A 16,881-nucleotide genomic window follows, 5' to 3' on the forward strand; every position below is an offset into this window, starting at 1 on the left:
AGTCAAACCATCCGATGAGAAGGAAGAGGCAGCATGTGTCTGGCAGTCCCCGGCCGGGTGCTCAGCACCGCCGAGGTCGACGGCGCCCTGATGGCCCAGGTCGACTTCGGAGGCGTACGTAAGGAGGTCTGCCTCCAGTACATCCCCGACGCGGAGATCGGCGAATACGTCGTCGTCCACGTCGGCTTCGCCATCCAGCGCCTCGACGAGGAGTCCGCCCTGCGGACGTTGGCGAATTTCGAACAACTCGGGCTCCTGGAGGAGGAGTTCGGTGACGGCTTCGAACTCGCCGCCAGGCAGCGGGAATCAGTGGAAGGCGGCGGACAGTGAAGTACCTCGACGAATTCAGCGACCCCGATCTCGCCAGACGGCTGGTCGACCAGATCCACGCGGTCACCACCCGCCCCTGGGCCATGATGGAGGTCTGCGGCGGCCAGACCCACTCGATCATCCGGCACGGCATCGACCAACTCCTCCCCGACGGCGTGGAGTTGATCCACGGTCCGGGCTGCCCGGTCTGTGTGACCCCGCTGGAGATCATCGACCGGGCCCTGGCGATCGCCGCCACCCCCGACGTCATCTTCTGCTCCTTCGGCGACATGCTGCGGGTGCCGGGCAGTAACCAGGACCTGTTCTCGGTGAAGAGCGCCGGTGGCGACGTACGCGTCGTGTACTCCCCGCTCGACGCGCTGAAGCTGGCCCGCGACAACCCCGGCAAGCAAGTCGTCTTCTTCGGCATCGGCTTCGAGACGACCGCCCCCGCCAACGCCATGACGGTCCATCAGGCCCGGCGCCTCGGCGTGCGGAACTTCTCCCTGCTCGTCTCCCACGTTCTCGTACCCCCCGCGATCGCCGCCATCATGGAGTCCCCGACCTGCCGGGTGCAGGCATTCCTCGCCGCCGGGCACGTGTGCAGCGTGATGGGGACCTCCGAGTACCCACCACTGGCGCGGAAGTACCAAGTCCCCATCGTCGTCACGGGATTCGAACCGCTCGACATCCTCGAAGGCATCCGCCGCACGCTCCTCCAGCTCGAACAGGGCCGCCACGAGACGGAGAACGCCTACCCCCGCGCCGTACGTGACGAGGGCAACCTGCCCGCCATGGAGATGCTGCGCGACGTCTTCGAGGTCACCGACCGGACCTGGCGCGGCATCGGTGTGATCCCGGACAGCGGATGGCGACTGTCCGGGAAGTACGCGGAGTTCGACGCCGAGCGCAGATTCGACGTGGCCGGCATCCGCACCGCCGAATCGGCGCTGTGCCGCTCGGGCGACGTACTCCAGGGGCTGATCAAGCCGCACGAGTGCGGCGCGTTCGGCAAGGAGTGCACCCCGAGGAATCCGCTGGGCGCCACGATGGTGTCCTCCGAAGGCGCGTGCGCCGCGTACTTCACCTACCGCCGACTGGAACTGGTCGAGGCGAAGTGACCGAGACGACGAACCACGTGCCCGCCCCGGCGACCGCCCCCGCCGCCAACGACCTCGACTTCGAGAGCTGGACCTGCCCCGTCCCCCTGCGCGCGATCCCGACGGTCGTCATGGGCCACGGCGGCGGCGGGGCGATGTCGGCCGAACTGGTCGAGCATCTGTTCCTTCCCGCGTACGGCTCCGCCGCCGCGCCCGAACTCGGCGACTCCGCCGTGCTCACCGTCGGCGAGGGCACCCGACTCGCCTTCTCCACCGACTCGTTCGTGGTCAGACCGATGTTCTTCCCCGGCGGATCCATCGGGGACCTCGCCGTCAACGGCACCGTCAACGATCTGGCGATGTCCGGCGCGACCCCGCTGTTCCTGTCGTCCGCGTTCATCCTCCAGGAGGGCACCGCGCTCACCGAACTCGGACGGATCGCACGGGACATGGGCGCGGCGGCGCGGGAGGCCGGGGTCAGGCTGGTCACCGGCGACACCAAGGTCGTCGACAGCGGCAGCGGGGACGGCGTCTACGTCAACACCTCGGGAATCGGGGTGATCCCCGCCGGTGTCGACATCGGCCCGCGCCGCGCCGAGCCCGGCGACGCCGTGCTGATCAGTGGCGACATCGGAGTGCACGGCGTGGCCGTGATGAGCTGCCGGGACGGCCTGGACTTCGGGACGACCGTCGAGAGCGACACCGCACCCCTGCACGGTCTCGTCGCCGCGATGCTCACCACCGGCGCCGACATCCACGTACTGCGCGACCCCACGCGCGGCGGCGTCGCCGCCTCGCTCAACGAGATCGCCACCGCCTCGGCGGTCGGTGTCGAACTGGTCGAGCGGGACCTGCCCGTACCCCACACCGTGCGTGACGCGTGCAGCCTGCTCGGGCTCGATCCGCTCCAGGTGGCGAACGAGGGGAAGCTGATCGCGATCGTGCCCCTGGAGCGCTCCGACGAAGTCCTCGCGGCCCTCCAGGCGCACCCCTTGGGACGCGGGGCCCGCCGGATCGGCACCTGCGTGGCCGAGCACCCCGGCATGGTGGTGGCCAGAACCGGGCTCGGCGGCTCGCGCGTGGTCGCTCTCCCCGTCGGCGAACAGCTCCCGAGGATCTGCTGAATGAGGGCGACCGAATGAGTACGATCGGATGAGCGAGCGCGGCGCGATCCTCTTCGCGCGGTACGCCTACCCGCCCAACGAACTCGGCTACTGCGGCCCGGCCGACTCGGCGGCGCTGCTGCGCCCCGCCGACACCGCGGGCATCGAGCGGGGCGCCCGCCAGTTCGACGGCGCCTGGTGCTATCTGGAATTCCTCGCCGAGACGGCCGGCCTCGACGACCCGCTCGACGAGCGCGTCGTCGAGGCGTACTGGATCGGCAACGACCTGCTGGACCGGGCCGACCCGGCCGCCCTCCTCGACCGTATGCGTGAGCGCTTCCGCGGTCAGCTGGGCGGCACCTGGCGCGACGCGTCCGACCGCGCCCTCGCCCACCACAGCTTCCAGGTCTTCGACGTCTACCCGTGGGCGGAGCTGCTGCGTGCCTCGGGCAATCCCACGGCGCTGTCGGTCCTCGATCAGTGCCGCATCCGGACGGGCGTGGTCCGCTCCGTCGCGGGCGAGTCGGCGACGGTCGAGTCCCGCCCACTGACCTGGACGGGTACGGCCCTGATCCCAGGACCTCCCCGCCAGGAGTCCGTGCGCTGGTCGACCGGGGGCCGGTCGCTGATCGCCGGACTCGTGCCCGGAGACCTCGTGGCGCTTCACTGGGACTGGGTGTGCGACGTGCTCACCGCCGGCCAGGCGGCACGGATCGAGGCGACGGAAGCACGCCGGCTCGCCCCTTCAGCCGTGGGACGTGCCACCCGCTCCGGCGCGGCTACGCAAAGGCGTTGAGGGCCACCTCGGCCGCCTCGGCGATGAGGGCGTCGTTGGGCTCGGCGTCCTTGAAATCGCGGCGGGAGAGCACCGCGATGGAGATCGGGGCGGCCTTGGGGGGCCACACGACGGCGATGTCGTTGCGGGTGCCGTAGCCGCCGGTGCCGGTCTTGTCGCCGACCACCCAGCCCTCCGGGGCGCCGGCCCGGATGACCTTGTCGCCGGTGGTGTTGCGCTTGAGCCAGTCCGCCAGCACGGCCCGCTTCTCGGTGGGAAGGGTGTCGCCGAGGACGTACGTACGCAGATCGGTGGCCAGCGCGCGCGGTGTGCTGGTGTCGCGGAGGTCGCCGGGGAGGGCTTCGCTGAGTGCTTCCTCGTAGCGGTCGCACCGGGTGACGCGGTCGCCGATGGAGACAAGGGCGGCTTGGAGCTTCTTCGGGCCCCCGATCTCGCGGAAGAGGAGGTTGGCCGCGCCGTTGTCGCTGTAGCGGACGGTGGCGTCGCACAGCTCGCGCAGCGTGAGGCCGGTCTCGAGGTGCTTCTCGGTGATCGGCGAGTAGCCGGCGCCTTCCAGATCCTCGCGGTCGTACCGGACGAGCCGGTCGAGCTGCCTGAGGGAGTTCTTCTCCAGCATGACGGCCGCGAGGAGAGCCTTGCAGGTGGAGGCGTACGCGAAGCGTTCGTCGGGCCGGTGGGTGAGGGACCGGCCGCTGCCGGTGTCGATCGCGTAGACGCCGAGCCGGGCGTCGAACTTCCGCTCAAGTGCCAGGAAAGAGCGCTGGGTTCGAGGGTCGGCCGTGGACGCGGCCTGCGACGGGGCCGACTTTGGTGAGGTGGTGGTGGAGCGGGAGCCAGAGCCGGAGGCCGGCGCGTCCGCCGGGGCGCTCGTGCCGCATCCGACGAGGGGGAGGGTCGCGAGGCCGGTGAGGGTGGAGAGCGCGGCACGGCGGGGGATACGGCTGGACATGTGGTGACGGATTTCCTTTCGGTGGAGGCTCTGTTCGGACGCTGGGTCGCCCCGAGGAGAACAACGCCCGTCCGTTCACGTCCAAGACTGATATCGCTCATTGATCAATCAATTTTCCGTATGATCCCTGGTCGTGGACCTGATACGGCATCTGCAGTGCTTTGTGGCTGTTGCGGAAGAGTTACATTTCGGCCGCGCCGCCCAGCGGCTCGGCGTGGCTCAGCCGCCGCTGTCGCAGCGCATCCAGCGCCTGGAGCGGGAGTTGGGCGTACGCCTCTTCGAGCGCTCCAGCCGGCAGGTGACGATCACCAAAGGAGGCGCACTCCTGCTGGACGAGGCCCGTGTGCTGCTGGCCCACTCCGAGGCGTTGATGGCCACGGCCCGACGCATCCAGGAAGGCCACAGCGGGCTGTTGCGGGCCGCCCTGCCGCCCGACATCACCGGCGGGACCGTGGCCGCGCTCCTGGCCGGTTTCCAGGAGCGCGAACCCGGTGTGGAACTGGAACTGCACGAGCTGCCGACGGCCGAACAACTCGCCCAGCTCGCCTCGCACGACCTGGACGTCGGGCTCATCCACCACCCGTGCGACGTGTCCGGGCTGGACCTTGGCCCCGTCCTGCGTCATGAACTCGGCGTCCTGCTGCCGCGCGACGCCCCGGAGGCGCGCCTCGAAACGGTCCCGCTCGCGGCACTCTCCGGATACGACCTGATCCTCTTCCCTCGCGCCCACGCCCCCGCCGTGCACGACGAACTGCTGACCACCTGCGCCCGGCACGGCTACACCCCCACGGCGGTCCGGCACGGCCAGAGCCCGAGCTTCATACGCGGTCTGCTCCTGTCCAGCCGTGCCATCGCCTTCGGACCACGCGACGCCCAGCACACCGGCGACCCGGACCTCAGCTGGCGCCCACTGAGCGGCGCGCCGCTGGCCTGGCGGCACTCGGCGGCCTGGCCACGGGGGCGGGGCGACGCCGCGGTACGGGCCTTCGCGGACACCGTCACCGAAGCCCTGGGCCGTACCGCCACGGGCCCCGACCTGGCCTCCGGTCCGCTGCATCTGCGCCCGGCGGCGGAGTACTGGATATGACCGAGCCACCCACCACCCGCGCCCACCCACGCGACCGGATTCGCGCCGCGTTCGCCGAAGCCGGCGTCACGGGCTGGCTGCACGCCGTGGACATCGACTCCGGCGCCCAGGTCGACGTGGGAGCGGACCAGCCGGTGGTCACCGCGAGCGTGCACAAACTCTGTCTGCTCGTCACGCTCCATCAGCACGCCGAGGCGGGCCACCTGGCCCTGACCGACCAGGTCGAGTCCCCGGCGGAAGGCCGTACGGCGGGACCCACCGGGCTCTCCGCCATGCTCGATCCGGCCCGTCTCTCGCTGCGCGACGCGGCGTACCTGATGATGGCCGTCAGCGACAACACGGCGGCCGAGCTGCTGCTGGCGCGCGTCGGCATCGACTCCGTCAACGACACGACCGAGCGGCTGGGCCTCAGCCGTACCCATGCCGTCCAGTCCTTCCGTGGGTTCATCGACACCATCAGGGAGGACGCCGGACACGGTGGTCCGCAGGCGCTGGCGGATCCGCGGGTCCTGGCCCGGCTGCGCGCCCTGGACCCGGCCCGTACCAATCGCAGCACCCCGCGCGACATGACCCGTCTGCTCGGCGCGATCTGGCGCGACGAGGCCTGCACGCCCGAGCACGGCGCGGCCGTCCGCCGACTGCTCGGCCTTCAGGTGTGGCCGCACCGGCTGGCCTCCGGCTTCCCCTTCGACGAGGTGCACGTCGCGGGCAAGACCGGTAGCGCGCCCACCATCCGCAACGAGGTCGGCGTGATCGAATACCCCGACCACGGCCGCTACGCCGTCGCCGTCTTCACCCGCGCGGCCAGTCCGGCCGCCGCCCTGCCCGCGGCGGACGCCGTCATCGGCACGGCGGCCCGCATCGCGATCGACGTGCTGCGCAGCCCCGTTGCGCGAACGGCGGGTGGTCTTCGGGGGCCGTAGCGGGGTGCGCTCCGACGCCGAACGGGCGGGATCTCGTCTACTCGGGGGCACGGCTCTTGGTGCGGTAGTACTAGTCTCATCGGCGACGCTGGATATCCGTCGTACGAGTGGGACGCACTGAGCGGGGCAGTTGTGGAAGAGCACCGGGCGGACACCGATGCCGAGACCGATGTCGAGCGGGAGGAGACACCCCGCGACGATGCTTCGGACCTGAGAGACCGGCTCGGCCGGCTGGAGCAGGTGGTCGCCGAGATGGCGGCCGAGGCCGCTGTACGCGGTGGAGGGTCCGTGTCGGCGAAGCCGAAGGCGGGGGAGGACACGGGGGCCGATGAGGCTGACCGGGAGCCCTTCGACTCCACCGTCGAGGCGGAAGGTCCCGCGACTGCTGAACTGCCTGTACCCGAGGCTGCGGCGGAGGCCGAACCTGCGATCCCGCCGGAGCCGGAGCCGGAGCCCGCGCCTGAGCCCGAGTCGGCCGTGTCGTACAACGACTCGGCACCGTACGACGGCACCACTCGCCCGAAGCGCCTGCGGCGCGTCCGCTGGGCTCTGGCGGGCTCCGGTGTCTGCTGCGCCGTCGTCCTCGGCGGTGCGATGATCGGTGGAGGCTCGACGCCGCCCTGGCTGTCCATACCGGGGGTCACGGAGAACAGCCACGACAATCCGGCGAACTCCCCACCGGCCCCTGCGGATTCGGTCTCGGGCGCACCGGAGGCCGGACCGGGGCCGGGAGACGCCACACGGAGCGGGGGAGCCCCCCAACCCACGGCCGGTGCACGGTCCGCCGGCAGCGGCTCACCCGTGCCCGGCCCGACGCCGACCGACGCCGTATCGCCCTCCGCGACATCGGGCAGCCCGAGCGCCCCGGCGCCCACGGACCCGCAGTCACCCACCGGCGGTACCGGCACGCCCTCATCCTCCGACGAGCCGACCGATCGTCCGTCGGACGACCACGATCCGCTCGGCGGCCTTCTCGGGGGCCTCTTCGGCAACTGACCGAGGAGCCCGCGGAGTCAGAGGTATCAGGGGCGGTAGACCACGAGCTTGGTCACCTCGTACGACATCTCCGTCGTGGCCGGTTCCGGGGGCGGGTGGTAGCGGCCCGCGCAGACCGAGAGGTTCACGATGAGGTGGGCCCGCCAGTCCCTGCCCACCCCGGTACCGTCGGCGAAGACGCGGGTGCCGTTGACGTGCCAGACGACCGAGCGGGCGCCGAGGCTGACCTGTACGTCGACACGGGCGCCGGGGCGGATAGCCCGGTCGCGGTAGTAGCGGTGGCCGCCGTTCACATGGTTCGACAGCTCCAGGAGGTCCGGGTTGTCCGGGTGGTACTCGAACACGTCGATCTCGTTGCCGCCGTCCAGCCAGGTCCAGATCGCCGGCCAGGCCCCTTGTTCGCGGGGGAGCCGGACCTGGGCCTGGAGGGTGTCGCCCGCCTTGAGCATGAAGCCGTCCGCGCTGCCCTCGGTGGTCAACAGCCCGGTGTACCAGGTGCCTCGGGGCATCTTGGTGGCATGGAAGACACCGGTCCTGCTGTATGCGGGGTCCGCGGTGAGGTGGTCGAGTTTGTCGTCGTCCGGGTTGGTCGGACCGCCGCCCGGATAGGCCCAGGAACGGCCGGCCACCCACTGGTCCCGAGACGAGAAGTCGGCCGTGAACACCGGCCGGCCGTGCGCGGAAGGGGAGTTCGCGGACTCGTCCGCCGTACCTGTGAATCCGGCCATGCCCGTATACGTACCTGCGTCAGCGGCCCACGAAACGCCACAAAAGACCGCACACTTACTCGACCTGGTCGTACCGGCCCAGGAAGCGGAAGCTCTTTCCCTCCGCCTGGAACAGGAAGTACAACGGCGGCCCCTTCGGGTCCAGGGTGCTGGTGCCGTCCGTCGAGAAGCGCAGGGCCTTGGCGATTCCCCGGTATTCGCCGTACTCGGCGTCGAACAGGCGCTGGGCCACGGCGGCCGGTTCGATGTCCTTCTCTCCGCCCAGTTTCCCCAGGGCGCGCGTGACCAGCCCCACGGCGTCGTACGCCTCCGGGGACCAACGCCCCGGTGCCGTACCGTACTTCGCGTGGTACGCGGTCCTGAAGGCGCCGGAAACGCTGCCGGGGTCGGTGAAGGGGGCGGCGAACACCCAGTCCTGGCCCGCGTCTCCGGCCTGTTGGAGGAAGGCCGGGCTCATGATGTGCCCGGTGCCCAGGCGCGGTCCGGTGAAGCCCTCTTCGTCGAGTGCGTGGGCGCAGCGCGCGGCGCGCTCGGAGGAGGTGCCGCTGAAGACCACGGCCTGGGGCTTGTCTGCGAGGGCGTCGCGCACGGCGGGAGCGAAGTCGTCGCCGTCGACGCGGTGGACGGTGGTGGTGCCCTTGTTCGGCGGATTCCGCCGGAGCCCGGCCGTGAGGTCCTGCCCCGTTCGGCCCGCCTCCAGGTCGTCGATGACAGCCGTGCGGCGGACCGGGTGGACAGAGGTCAGATACGAGCTCAGCGGCAGCCCCAGGAAAGCGTCTGGCCCCCGAGTGACGCGCAGCGTGGTCAACTTCAGTTCGGACCATGTGAGTTCGGCACCGTCCGCGGAGATCAGCACCATGGCCGTGCGGGCCTCCTGGTAGAGCGGTGCGGCGGCGAGCGCCGCGGCGGCCGTCCCGAGGCCGAGGACCGCGCTCACACCGGCCTCGGTGAATCGCCGCGCCGCCTCCTCGGCGCGAGCCGGGTCGCCCCGGTCGTCGGCGGTGTCGAGGGCGAGCCGAAAGGTGATCCCCGCGCGCTTGTTGTGCTGCTCCACGGCGAGCCGTACCGCCCGCTCCTGCGCCACGCCCTCCGCCTTGTCCGGGCCGCTCAGGTCGGCCTGGAAGCCGAGGGTGTGCACGGGAAGGCCGGCGCCCGAGCCGCCGGTGGCCCCGTCGCCGGCCATCAGATAGGCGGTGACTCCGCCGCCGACGGCGACCACGGAGGCCGCCGCACCCCCCATCAGCAGGACGCGCCGCCGGGTCGGCGGACGGGCGTCCCGCGGCTCCGGGGACGCCGGTCGGCCGGCGGTCGGTTGGTCCGTGGCCGGTTGGCCGGCGGTCGGATCGTCGCCGCCCGCCGGGCGCCGTGGTGATCGCCGGGGAGTCGGTATGTCCAGCGCCCGTGCGGAGCGCTCGGCGACCACGCGCAGGACGGCGGTCGGCAGCCAGTCCTCGTCCGGGTCCTCGGTGATGTTCCGCGCGAGCGAACCCCGAGGGTCGCGCAGCGCGGCCGAGACCTCCCTGACCGTAGGCCGCTCGGCCGGGTCCTTGGCCAGGCACGCCAGGATCAGCAGCCGCAACTCGCCCGGCACTTCGGCAAGGTCGGGCTCCTCGTGCACCGTACGGAAGAGGACGCCCGCAGCGTTGCCGGTGCCGAACGGACGGCGGCCCGATGCCGCGTACGCCAGGACACAACCGAGCGAGAAGACATCGCTCGCCGGGCCGACCTCACCGGCGCGGGCCCGCGCCTGCTCCGGTGCGAGGAAACCGGGGGTCCCGATGACGGCGTCGGGCGCGGTGAGCGCGGTGGCACCACCGGTGTGGGCGATGCCGAAGTCGATGAGGCGGGGGCCGTCGAGGGCGAGGAGTACGTTGGCCGGTTTCACGTCGCGGTGCACAAGTCCCGTGTCGTGTACGGCGGTCAGCGCGTCCGCGAGCCGGGAGCCCAGGGTCCGTACGGCGGCGACGGGCAGCACGCCGAAGCCGTCGACCGCCTCGACCAGCGAGGGCCCCGGCACGAACTCCGTTGCCAGCCAGGGCTCCCGAGCCTCCGCGTCGGCGGCCACGACCGGCACGAGCCAGCGCCCGGTCAGATCGCGGACCGCCGTCACCTCGCGCCGGAACCGGGTGCGGAAGGCGGGGTCCGCCGCGTGCTGGGCGTGGATCGTCTTGAGCGCGACGAGTGCCCCGCCGGGCGTACGGGCGAGATAGACGACACCCATGCCGCCCGCGCCGAGCCGGGCCAGCAGCCGGTGCCCGCCGATGTCCTCGGGATCGTCGGCCACCAGGGGCCGCATCAGAAGTCGACCCTGCCGGTGTAGGAGTACCGGCCGTCCTTCACCTCGTACCGGAAGACCTCGTAGCTCTCCAGCCAGCGGTAGTCCTTGTCGAACGAGTACGACCGGACCATGCCCTTGTACGTGCCCTTCAGCAGCAGGTCGTACAGCGCCTTCCCGGAAGGCCGCCCGCCCGCCTCGGTGAGGCGGGTGATGACCATGCGGGCGACGTCGTACGCCTCGGCCGCCCAGTACGCGGGAGCCGAACCGTAGCGCTTGCGGTAGGCGGTGGCGAAGGCGCGGACGGGGGAGGCCGCCGGGTCGATGTACGGCGCGAAGATCTGCCAGCCGTCGGCGGCGGCGCCCGCGGCGGTGAGGAACTCCGGTACGGCCGCCGGGTATCCGAGCACACGCACTCCGCCGAAGTCCGTCCGCGCGAGCGCGCGTGCGACGGCCGCCGCTCGGGCGGGTGTGCCCGTGTAGACGAAGCCGTCCGGCTTGTCCGCGACCATCTCGGCGACGACCGGTGCGAGATCCTTCGCCAGCCGTGGTGCGACACGCGGCTCCCCGGCGATCTTGAGGACACCGAGGTTCTGGAACATCGTGTGGCCGAGCTGCCAGGCCGGTATGCCGCCGCCGCGGTCGATCAGTACGCCCACCCGCCGGGCGCCCTCGGTCTGGAGGGAGTAGGCGGCCGTCGCGGGCAGGTGTGTGTAGTCGGGGACGGCCTGGAGGAAGTGGCGGGGCTCCGAAGTGCCGTACACGCTCTGCGCGGAGGAGGCGGTGAGCTGGGGGACGAGCCGCTCGTCGTAGCTGTCGAGGCTCGCCCCGGTGGTCGTGTCACCGGTCGAGCCGATGACCGCGAGCAGATCGCGGTCGGCTGCGAGGGTGCGGGCCACCTTGGTGGCGCGGGCCGCTTCGCCCCGGTCGTCGACCGTCTTGAGGGTGAGCGTGAAAGGCTTGTCCTTACGGGAGTTGAACTGCTCCACGGCCAGCCGGATCCCGCGTTCCTGCGCATGCCCGACGGTGCTCTGAGGGCCCGTCAGGTCCGCTTGGACGCCGAGGATCCAGCGGCGGGCACGGGGCGCGGCGGCCGGGGCCGGGCTGTCGTCGCGCCGGGCGGCCCAGAGGGCACCGCCGCCCCCGGCGGCGGTGAGCAGGGCCGCGCCGCCGAGCAGCAGGAAACGGCGTCGGCCGGTGGGGCGCGGCGCCGGCGGCGCGCCCTCGGGAACGTCCGTCGGCTGTTCGCCGGCTCTCGCGTCCGGGTCGCGCGCGTCGAGGGCCGTCGCCTCGATGTCGGGGAGGGCGAGTATTTCGGCGGAACGGTCCGCGATGAGCCGTACCACGGCGTCGGGCAGCCAGTCGGCGGTGTTCTGCGGTGTGTCCTGCGGCGGGTTCTGCGCTGTGTCCTCCGCTGTCGCCTCGGCCGGCGTCCCGTCGGCCAGCGCCTCGTCCACCTCGCGGGCGGTGGGGCGGGCGGCCGGGTCCTTGGCGAGGCAGCGCTCCAGCAGTTCGCGCGTGTCGTCGGGGACGCCGTCGAGGTCGGGCTCGTCGTGGACCGTGCGGTAGAGGAGGGCGTCCACGGCACCGGTGCCGAAGGGCGGGCGCCCGGTGGCCGCGTAGGCGAGAAGGCAGCCGAGAGCGAAGACATCGCCGGCGGGCGAGGCGGGCTGCGCCCGCGCCTGCTCGGGCGAGAGGAAGCCGGGTGTGCCGATGACCATGTCGGCCGAGGTCAGCGCCGTCTCATCGGGGGCGTGCGCGATGCCGAAGTCGATGAGGCGGGGGCCGTCGACGGCGAGCAGCACATTGCCCGGTTTGACGTCGCGGTGCACGAGCCCCGCGTCGTGCACCGTGGTCAGGGCGCGGGCCAGCATCCGGCCGAGGACGCGTACACCGCGCGGCGGCAGCGGACCGCAGGTGGTGACGGCCTCGGCGAGGGAGGGGCCGGGGACGAAGGCGGTGGCGAGCCAGGGCGCGGGTGCGTCCGGGTCGGCGCCGGTGACCGGTACGGCCCAGGGGCTGTCCACCCGCCGGGCGGCGGTGACCTCGCGGCGGAAGCGGGCGCGGAACTCCGGCTGGTCGGCGTACTCGGGCAGGATCACCTTGACGGCCGCCAGTTCGCCCGAATCGGCGCGACCGAGGTAGACGACGCCCATGCCGCCCGCGCCGAGCCGGGCGAGCAGACGATGGCCGCCGACGCGCGCCGGGTCGGTGGGGGTGAGCTTCTCGGTCATCGGCCGTCGTCCTTCGTATCGGCCTTCGCATCGGCCTTCGTGTCATCACTCGGCTCCGACGGGTCGCGCTCGATCGCCTCCCTGAGGCTGGAGCGCATACCGACGTGCGGATCCCGCAGCCGGTCGAACAGCTCGGCCTGCGACCAGCCGCGTGCACCCTTGGCGGAGACGGCGAGGGTGAACTGGCCGATCCTCGTCTGCTCCCAGATGTACGGGTGGGGGCCACCGGCGCCGGCGCTCGTATAGCTGCCGAGTTCGGTGAGGGAGTCCTCCGCGAACTCGTTCCCGGACTCGCCCTGGGAGGCCGGGACATCGCGCAGGGAGGTGATCAACTCGTCGGAGCGCAGCTCCTGTGTGGGGCAGCGCATCATCTCTTCCAGGACCTCGGCGTTCTCCCAGTCGGCCTGCTCGGGAGTGCGGTGCACGGTGACGACGGCGCTCAGCCGGAGCGGGCCCTTGCCGCCGCTCGCCGGTATCTCGAAGGAGCGGGTCAGCGTCGCGAGGACGTTCTTCGGCAGCGCCTTCTGCTGCCAGACGCAGTCGTCGCCGAGGACCGCCCAGCGCCGTGGGTCGCTCTCGTACGGGGTCCGGCGTACGGCGTCGGGGCCGAACGCGTCGGGATCCGGGAGGACGCCCCGGATCAGCAAGGCGGCCTTCCTCTTGGTGTCCGGGAGCCGGTCGGGGGCGATGTCGACGACTTCGGCCGGAGTCGGGGACGCGGACGGCGACGCCGTGGTGCCGTTCTTCCCGGCCGACTTCGATCCTGACGGTCCGTCATCTCCTCTGTCGGACGTGCAACCGGCAAGCAGTACCGCGCCCATCGCGGTGGCACAGCCAACGTGCCCCCATCGGTCCATCGCGACCACAAGTCCCCCACGCAATCATCCGCACAGCCGGCGTCTTCCCTGATGCTAGGCGGCAACTCGCCGGTGTCATCACGCGGTTGACGATCTCGTGGCACAGCCGTACCTCATCTGTCACACAGCGCACGTAGCACCGCGCCACGCTGCACGCAACAGGTGGTGCCTCCTCTGTGGCAGCCGCGTTGTGGCGCGCCGCCACATTCCAAGCCGGCCCGCCCGCTTCCTACTGTGACCGCACCCCACCCGGCCGTCGTCCCTCCTGAAGGCGGCGGCCGGACCGACGTCGCCGGGAGGTCACGTTGCTCCACGTATCGCCGTCCCCATCGAACCAGCCGTCTCCGCCGGACCAGCTGTCCTCATCGGACCATCCGTCCCCTGCGGATCGCCCCCCACCCACCCGCACACAGCGGCGCGGGCGCCTGCGCCGTGTTGTCGGCCGCGTCGCCGCCGCCCTCGCACTGGCCACCGGAATCGCGCTGCTCCCGCCCGCCCCACAGGCCGAGGCCGCCGTCGCGCTGGAGCGGGTGACCAGCTTCGGGGCCAACCCCGGCAGCCTGAACATGTACGTCTACCGGCCCTCGTCCCTCCCGGCGAACGCCCCCGTGGTCGTCGCGCTGCACGGCTGTACGCAGTCCGCCCAGATCTACGCCGACAACTCGGGCCTGACGACCTTCGCCGACCGGAACGGCTTCCTGCTGGTCTTCGCCGAGACGACGTCCCTCAACAACGCGAACAAGTGCTTCAACTGGTTCCAGACCGGCGACATCCGGCGCGGCCAGGGCGAGGCCGCGTCCGTCCGGCAGATGGTCGCGCACGCCGTCTCGGCCTACGGCGCCGACGCCGGGCGGGTCAATGTCACCGGGCTCTCGGCAGGCGGCGGCATGACGGCGGTCATGCTCGCCGCGTACCCCGACGTCTTCAAGGCCGGCGCCGTGATGGCCGGACTGCCGTACGAGTGCGCCACGGACGTCCTCGGCGCTTTCACCTGCATGAGCCCCGGCGTGGACCGTACGCCCACGGACTGGGCGCAGCGGGTACGGAACGCCTACCCCGGCTATTCGGGCCCCTGGCCGAGGGTGTCCGTGTGGCAGGGCGACAACGACCCCACCGTCGTCCCGAGGAACGCCGACGAACTGCGGGACCAGTGGACCCAGGTGCACGGCGTGGACCAGACGCCCGACCGCAGCTCCACCATCGGCCCCAACAGCACGCGCAGGGACGAGTACTTGGCCGGGGACGGCACCGTCGCGGTCGAGGTCAACCGTGTCCCGAACATCGGGCACGGCACACCCGTCGACCCCGGCAGCGGCGGCGAACAGTGCGGCGCGACCGGCACCGCGCACTTCATCGACTCCATCTGTTCCAGCTACTGGGTGACCCGCTTCTTCGGACTCGGCGCGTCCGCGTCCTAGGTCCTGTCTGGCGGATCTTCGTGGATCAGTCCGGAGCGTCTGGTGCGGTGCATCGCAAGGCGATCGTGCTCGTACTGGACGTACTTGGACGAGTCCGACAACGCGGCGAGGTGCCGTGCCAGGCGTCCCGGACCCGCGAAGATCCGCCGGACAGGGCCTAGGCCGGCGCCCTGCCCGCCCCGACCGGACTGCGGTCCACCGACAGCGGTCTGGGTGCCGGGACCTCGCACGCGTACAACGTGGCGGCGCGCGGCGCGGACGGAGCCGAGGGCGCCCGCTCGGCACAGGTCACGGCCGGCACCACCGGCCTCCCGGCGACCTGTTGGACGTCGAGCAACTACGACCACGTACACGCCGGACGGGCGACCACCAGTGGCGGTTACGTGTACGCGAAGGGCTCGAACCAGAACATGGGCCTCAACAACACGTTCGTCATCCGCACCCTGAAGGAGTCCCCGACGGGTTATTACGTCCTCACGGACGCTCGCTGCCCCTGATGGGTGGGTAGCGTCCCGCCGCCCCGTACGTGCCGTGTGTCGTGTCCCTACAACGGAGTGATGGCCCATGCCACTTGTCCCGCAGAACGTCCGATGGCTCCGCGCCACCTGCCTCGCCGCCGCGGCCCTCATGGTGGCGGGCGCGGCCCCGGCGGCCTCGGTCCCCGCCACCGACGCCGACCGGCGGCCCGGCCACTGCGCCAGGATCGACACCATCGCCGTACCCGGCGCCGAACACCAGCAGGCCGACTGCCTGGACGAGTTGACGACCGCGGGAACCGTCGACTCGGGCCACACCGACAAGGCCGACTGGGCGGGGCTGACCCCGAAGGACCTCGCAACCCCGAGCGGCGTACCGGGCATTCAGATCGACGGCTACTTCCCCGACTCCTCCACCACCAACACCAGCCACGGCTGGAACCACGACGCGCAGTTCGTCATCCGGCTGCCCGACCGCTGGAACGGCGGCCTCGTGATCGCCGGATCGCCAGGGGTGCGCAAGCAGTACGCCAACGACCGGGCCTTCGGCGACTGGGTGCTCGCCCGCGGCTACGCCTACGCCGCCACCGACAAGGGCAACACCGGCGCAGCCTTCCACCGCGACGGCGCCGCGCCCGGCGACGCCCTCGCCGAATGGAACAGCCGGGTCACCCAACTCGCCGTCGCCGCCCGGAAGGTGACCACCCAGCGCTATCAGCGGCCGGTGTCCCGCACCCTCGCGATGGGCATGTCCAACGGCGGCTATCTGGTGCGCTGGCAGTTGGAGAACAACCCCGAGCTGTACGACGGGGGCGTCGACTGGGAGGGCACCCTCTGGCGTACGGAGGACCCCAACCCGCTCACCTTCCTGCCGCCCACCCTGCGCGCCTACCCCACCTACGCGGCCGGCGGCCCCGGTGCGGGCGCGGCACACCGGGAGATCGTGAAGGCCGGATTCCCGGCCGGTTCCGAATTCCTCTGGCCGTACCACCACCAGTACTACTGGGATCTCACCCAGCGCATCTACCGCGAGGAACTGGACCCGGAGTACGACGGCGCCACCGAGGCCGGGACACCCTTCTGCACGCCGGGAACGCCCGCCTGCGACGCCGACTACGACTACGACGCGAGGCCGCGAGCGGTCCGCGACGCCGTCGAGAAGATCGAACTGACCGGCCGGATCGGCAAACCTCTCATCACCTTCCACGGCACGCTCGACGTACTGCTGCCGATCTCCACGACCTCGGACACCTACGCGGAGATGGTGCGCCGCGAGGGCCGTGGCGCACTGCACCGCTACTACCGCGTCGAGGGCGGCACCCACGTCGACTCCCTGTTCGACGCCTTCCCCGACCGGCTCCGCCCGCTGGTGCCGTGCCATCGCTCGGCGGTCACCGCGCTGGAGCGCTGGCTGGACGACGGCCGGCGACCGCCGTCCAGCCGTACGCTCCCGATGCCCGACGGCGCGGATCCGGCCGCGCTGCTCACCCGCTGTCGACTGAGCGGCTGAGGCGATCACGCAAAGTCACAACTGGCCGCTCCCGGTCAGGAGTGTGGTGCACGACGACACCTGATCCGTATCCAGTGTGGTGAACCATCACATGGGATGTCGGGTCAGGTGTCTCTACCG

At 71.6% G+C, this 16,881-nt stretch carries 14 protein-coding genes and 1 pseudogene; 10 read left to right on the forward strand and 5 right to left on the reverse strand.

What is annotated here, in order from left to right:
• Positions 1–33: 33 nt before the first annotated feature.
• The 4 genes from ACIBLA_RS19375 to ACIBLA_RS19390 all read left to right on the forward strand — a co-directional run bounded on the left by ACIBLA_RS19375 (position 34) and on the right by ACIBLA_RS19390 (position 3,308).
• Entirely contained in the window at positions 34–330 is a 297-nt protein-coding gene (locus ACIBLA_RS19375; RefSeq protein WP_363242008.1) for a HypC/HybG/HupF family hydrogenase formation chaperone, read from the forward strand.
• The gene (hypD, locus tag ACIBLA_RS19380) at positions 327–1,430 is read left to right on the forward strand and encodes a hydrogenase formation protein HypD (protein ID WP_399199259.1); all 1,104 of its coding nucleotides are present in this window, start codon (positions 327–329) and stop codon (positions 1,428–1,430) included. Before ACIBLA_RS19375 ends, hypD begins: the two co-directional genes overlap by 4 nt.
• A 110-nt stretch (positions 1,431–1,540) precedes the next feature.
• Positions 1,541–2,533, forward strand: coding sequence for a hydrogenase expression/formation protein HypE (gene hypE / locus ACIBLA_RS19385; RefSeq protein ID WP_399199283.1), 993 nt, complete (start codon positions 1,541–1,543; stop codon positions 2,531–2,533).
• Between the two features lie 28 nt (positions 2,534–2,561).
• Entirely contained in the window at positions 2,562–3,308 is a 747-nt protein-coding gene (locus ACIBLA_RS19390) for a DUF6390 family protein (protein ID WP_363242010.1), read from the forward strand.
• Here the strand turns inward: ACIBLA_RS19390 and bla are convergent.
• Positions 3,292–4,257 (reverse strand): class A beta-lactamase, encoded by a 966-nt coding sequence (bla, locus tag ACIBLA_RS19395; RefSeq protein ID WP_363242011.1) that lies wholly within the window; start codon positions 4,255–4,257, stop codon positions 3,292–3,294. The genes ACIBLA_RS19390 and bla overlap by 17 nt on opposite strands.
• Before the next feature lie 163 nt (positions 4,258–4,420).
• Between bla and ACIBLA_RS19400 the strand changes: the two genes are divergently transcribed.
• The 3 genes from ACIBLA_RS19400 (at position 4,421) to ACIBLA_RS19410 (ending at position 7,263) form a co-directional block, all read left to right on the forward strand.
• A complete protein-coding gene (locus tag ACIBLA_RS19400; protein WP_399199260.1) occupies positions 4,421–5,344 on the forward strand; it encodes a LysR family transcriptional regulator in 924 nt (307 codons plus the stop codon).
• Complete coding sequence (locus tag ACIBLA_RS19405) at positions 5,341–6,267, forward strand: serine hydrolase (protein ID WP_363242013.1); 927 nt, start codon at positions 5,341–5,343, stop codon at positions 6,265–6,267. Before ACIBLA_RS19400 ends, ACIBLA_RS19405 begins: the two co-directional genes overlap by 4 nt.
• A 132-nt stretch (positions 6,268–6,399) precedes the next feature.
• On the forward strand, positions 6,400–7,263 hold the full coding sequence (locus ACIBLA_RS19410) for a hypothetical protein (protein ID WP_399199261.1): 864 nt from the start codon (positions 6,400–6,402) through the stop codon (positions 7,261–7,263).
• Positions 7,264–7,289: 26 nt separating this feature from the next.
• Here ACIBLA_RS19410 and ACIBLA_RS19415 read toward each other — a convergent pair whose 3' ends face one another.
• Genes ACIBLA_RS19415 through ACIBLA_RS19430 form a run of 4 tightly spaced genes read right to left on the reverse strand, consistent with a single transcriptional unit; the run spans position 7,290 to position 13,321 of the window.
• Positions 7,290–7,991: a beta-glucanase gene (locus ACIBLA_RS19415; protein WP_399199262.1), complete on the reverse strand. Its 702-nt coding sequence runs from the start codon at positions 7,989–7,991 to the stop codon at positions 7,290–7,292.
• A 55-nt stretch (positions 7,992–8,046) separates the two neighbouring features.
• On the reverse strand, positions 8,047–10,287 hold the full coding sequence (locus tag ACIBLA_RS19420; protein ID WP_399199263.1) for an ABC transporter substrate-binding protein: 2,241 nt from the start codon (positions 10,285–10,287) through the stop codon (positions 8,047–8,049).
• Entirely contained in the window at positions 10,287–12,500 is a 2,214-nt protein-coding gene (locus tag ACIBLA_RS19425; RefSeq protein WP_399199264.1) for a bifunctional serine/threonine-protein kinase/ABC transporter substrate-binding protein, read from the reverse strand. Before ACIBLA_RS19425 ends, ACIBLA_RS19420 begins: the two co-directional genes overlap by 1 nt.
• Positions 12,497–13,321, reverse strand: a complete 825-nt coding sequence (locus ACIBLA_RS19430) for a hypothetical protein (RefSeq protein ID WP_399199265.1) — start codon at positions 13,319–13,321, stop codon at positions 12,497–12,499. The genes ACIBLA_RS19425 and ACIBLA_RS19430 overlap by 4 nt, the downstream gene beginning before the upstream one ends.
• Positions 13,322–13,782: 461 nt before the next feature.
• Between ACIBLA_RS19430 and ACIBLA_RS19435 the strand changes: the two are divergent.
• From ACIBLA_RS19435 to ACIBLA_RS19445, 3 genes and pseudogenes are all read left to right on the forward strand, one after another.
• A pseudogene (locus tag ACIBLA_RS19435) lies at positions 13,783–14,772 on the forward strand (alpha/beta hydrolase family esterase); the annotation flags it as partial.
• 242 nt (positions 14,773–15,014) lie between these two features.
• Complete coding sequence (locus ACIBLA_RS19440) at positions 15,015–15,272, forward strand: hypothetical protein (protein WP_399199266.1); 258 nt, start codon at positions 15,015–15,017, stop codon at positions 15,270–15,272.
• Positions 15,273–15,339: 67 nt separating this feature from the next.
• Positions 15,340–16,761, forward strand: coding sequence for a 3-hydroxybutyrate oligomer hydrolase family protein (locus ACIBLA_RS19445; RefSeq protein WP_399199267.1), 1,422 nt, complete (start codon positions 15,340–15,342; stop codon positions 16,759–16,761).
• Positions 16,762–16,881 lie beyond the last annotated feature (120 nt).

Origin of the sequence: Streptomyces sp. NPDC050433 (assembly GCF_044458565.1) — a bacterium.
Lineage (GTDB): Bacteria > Actinomycetota > Actinomycetes > Streptomycetales > Streptomycetaceae > Streptomyces.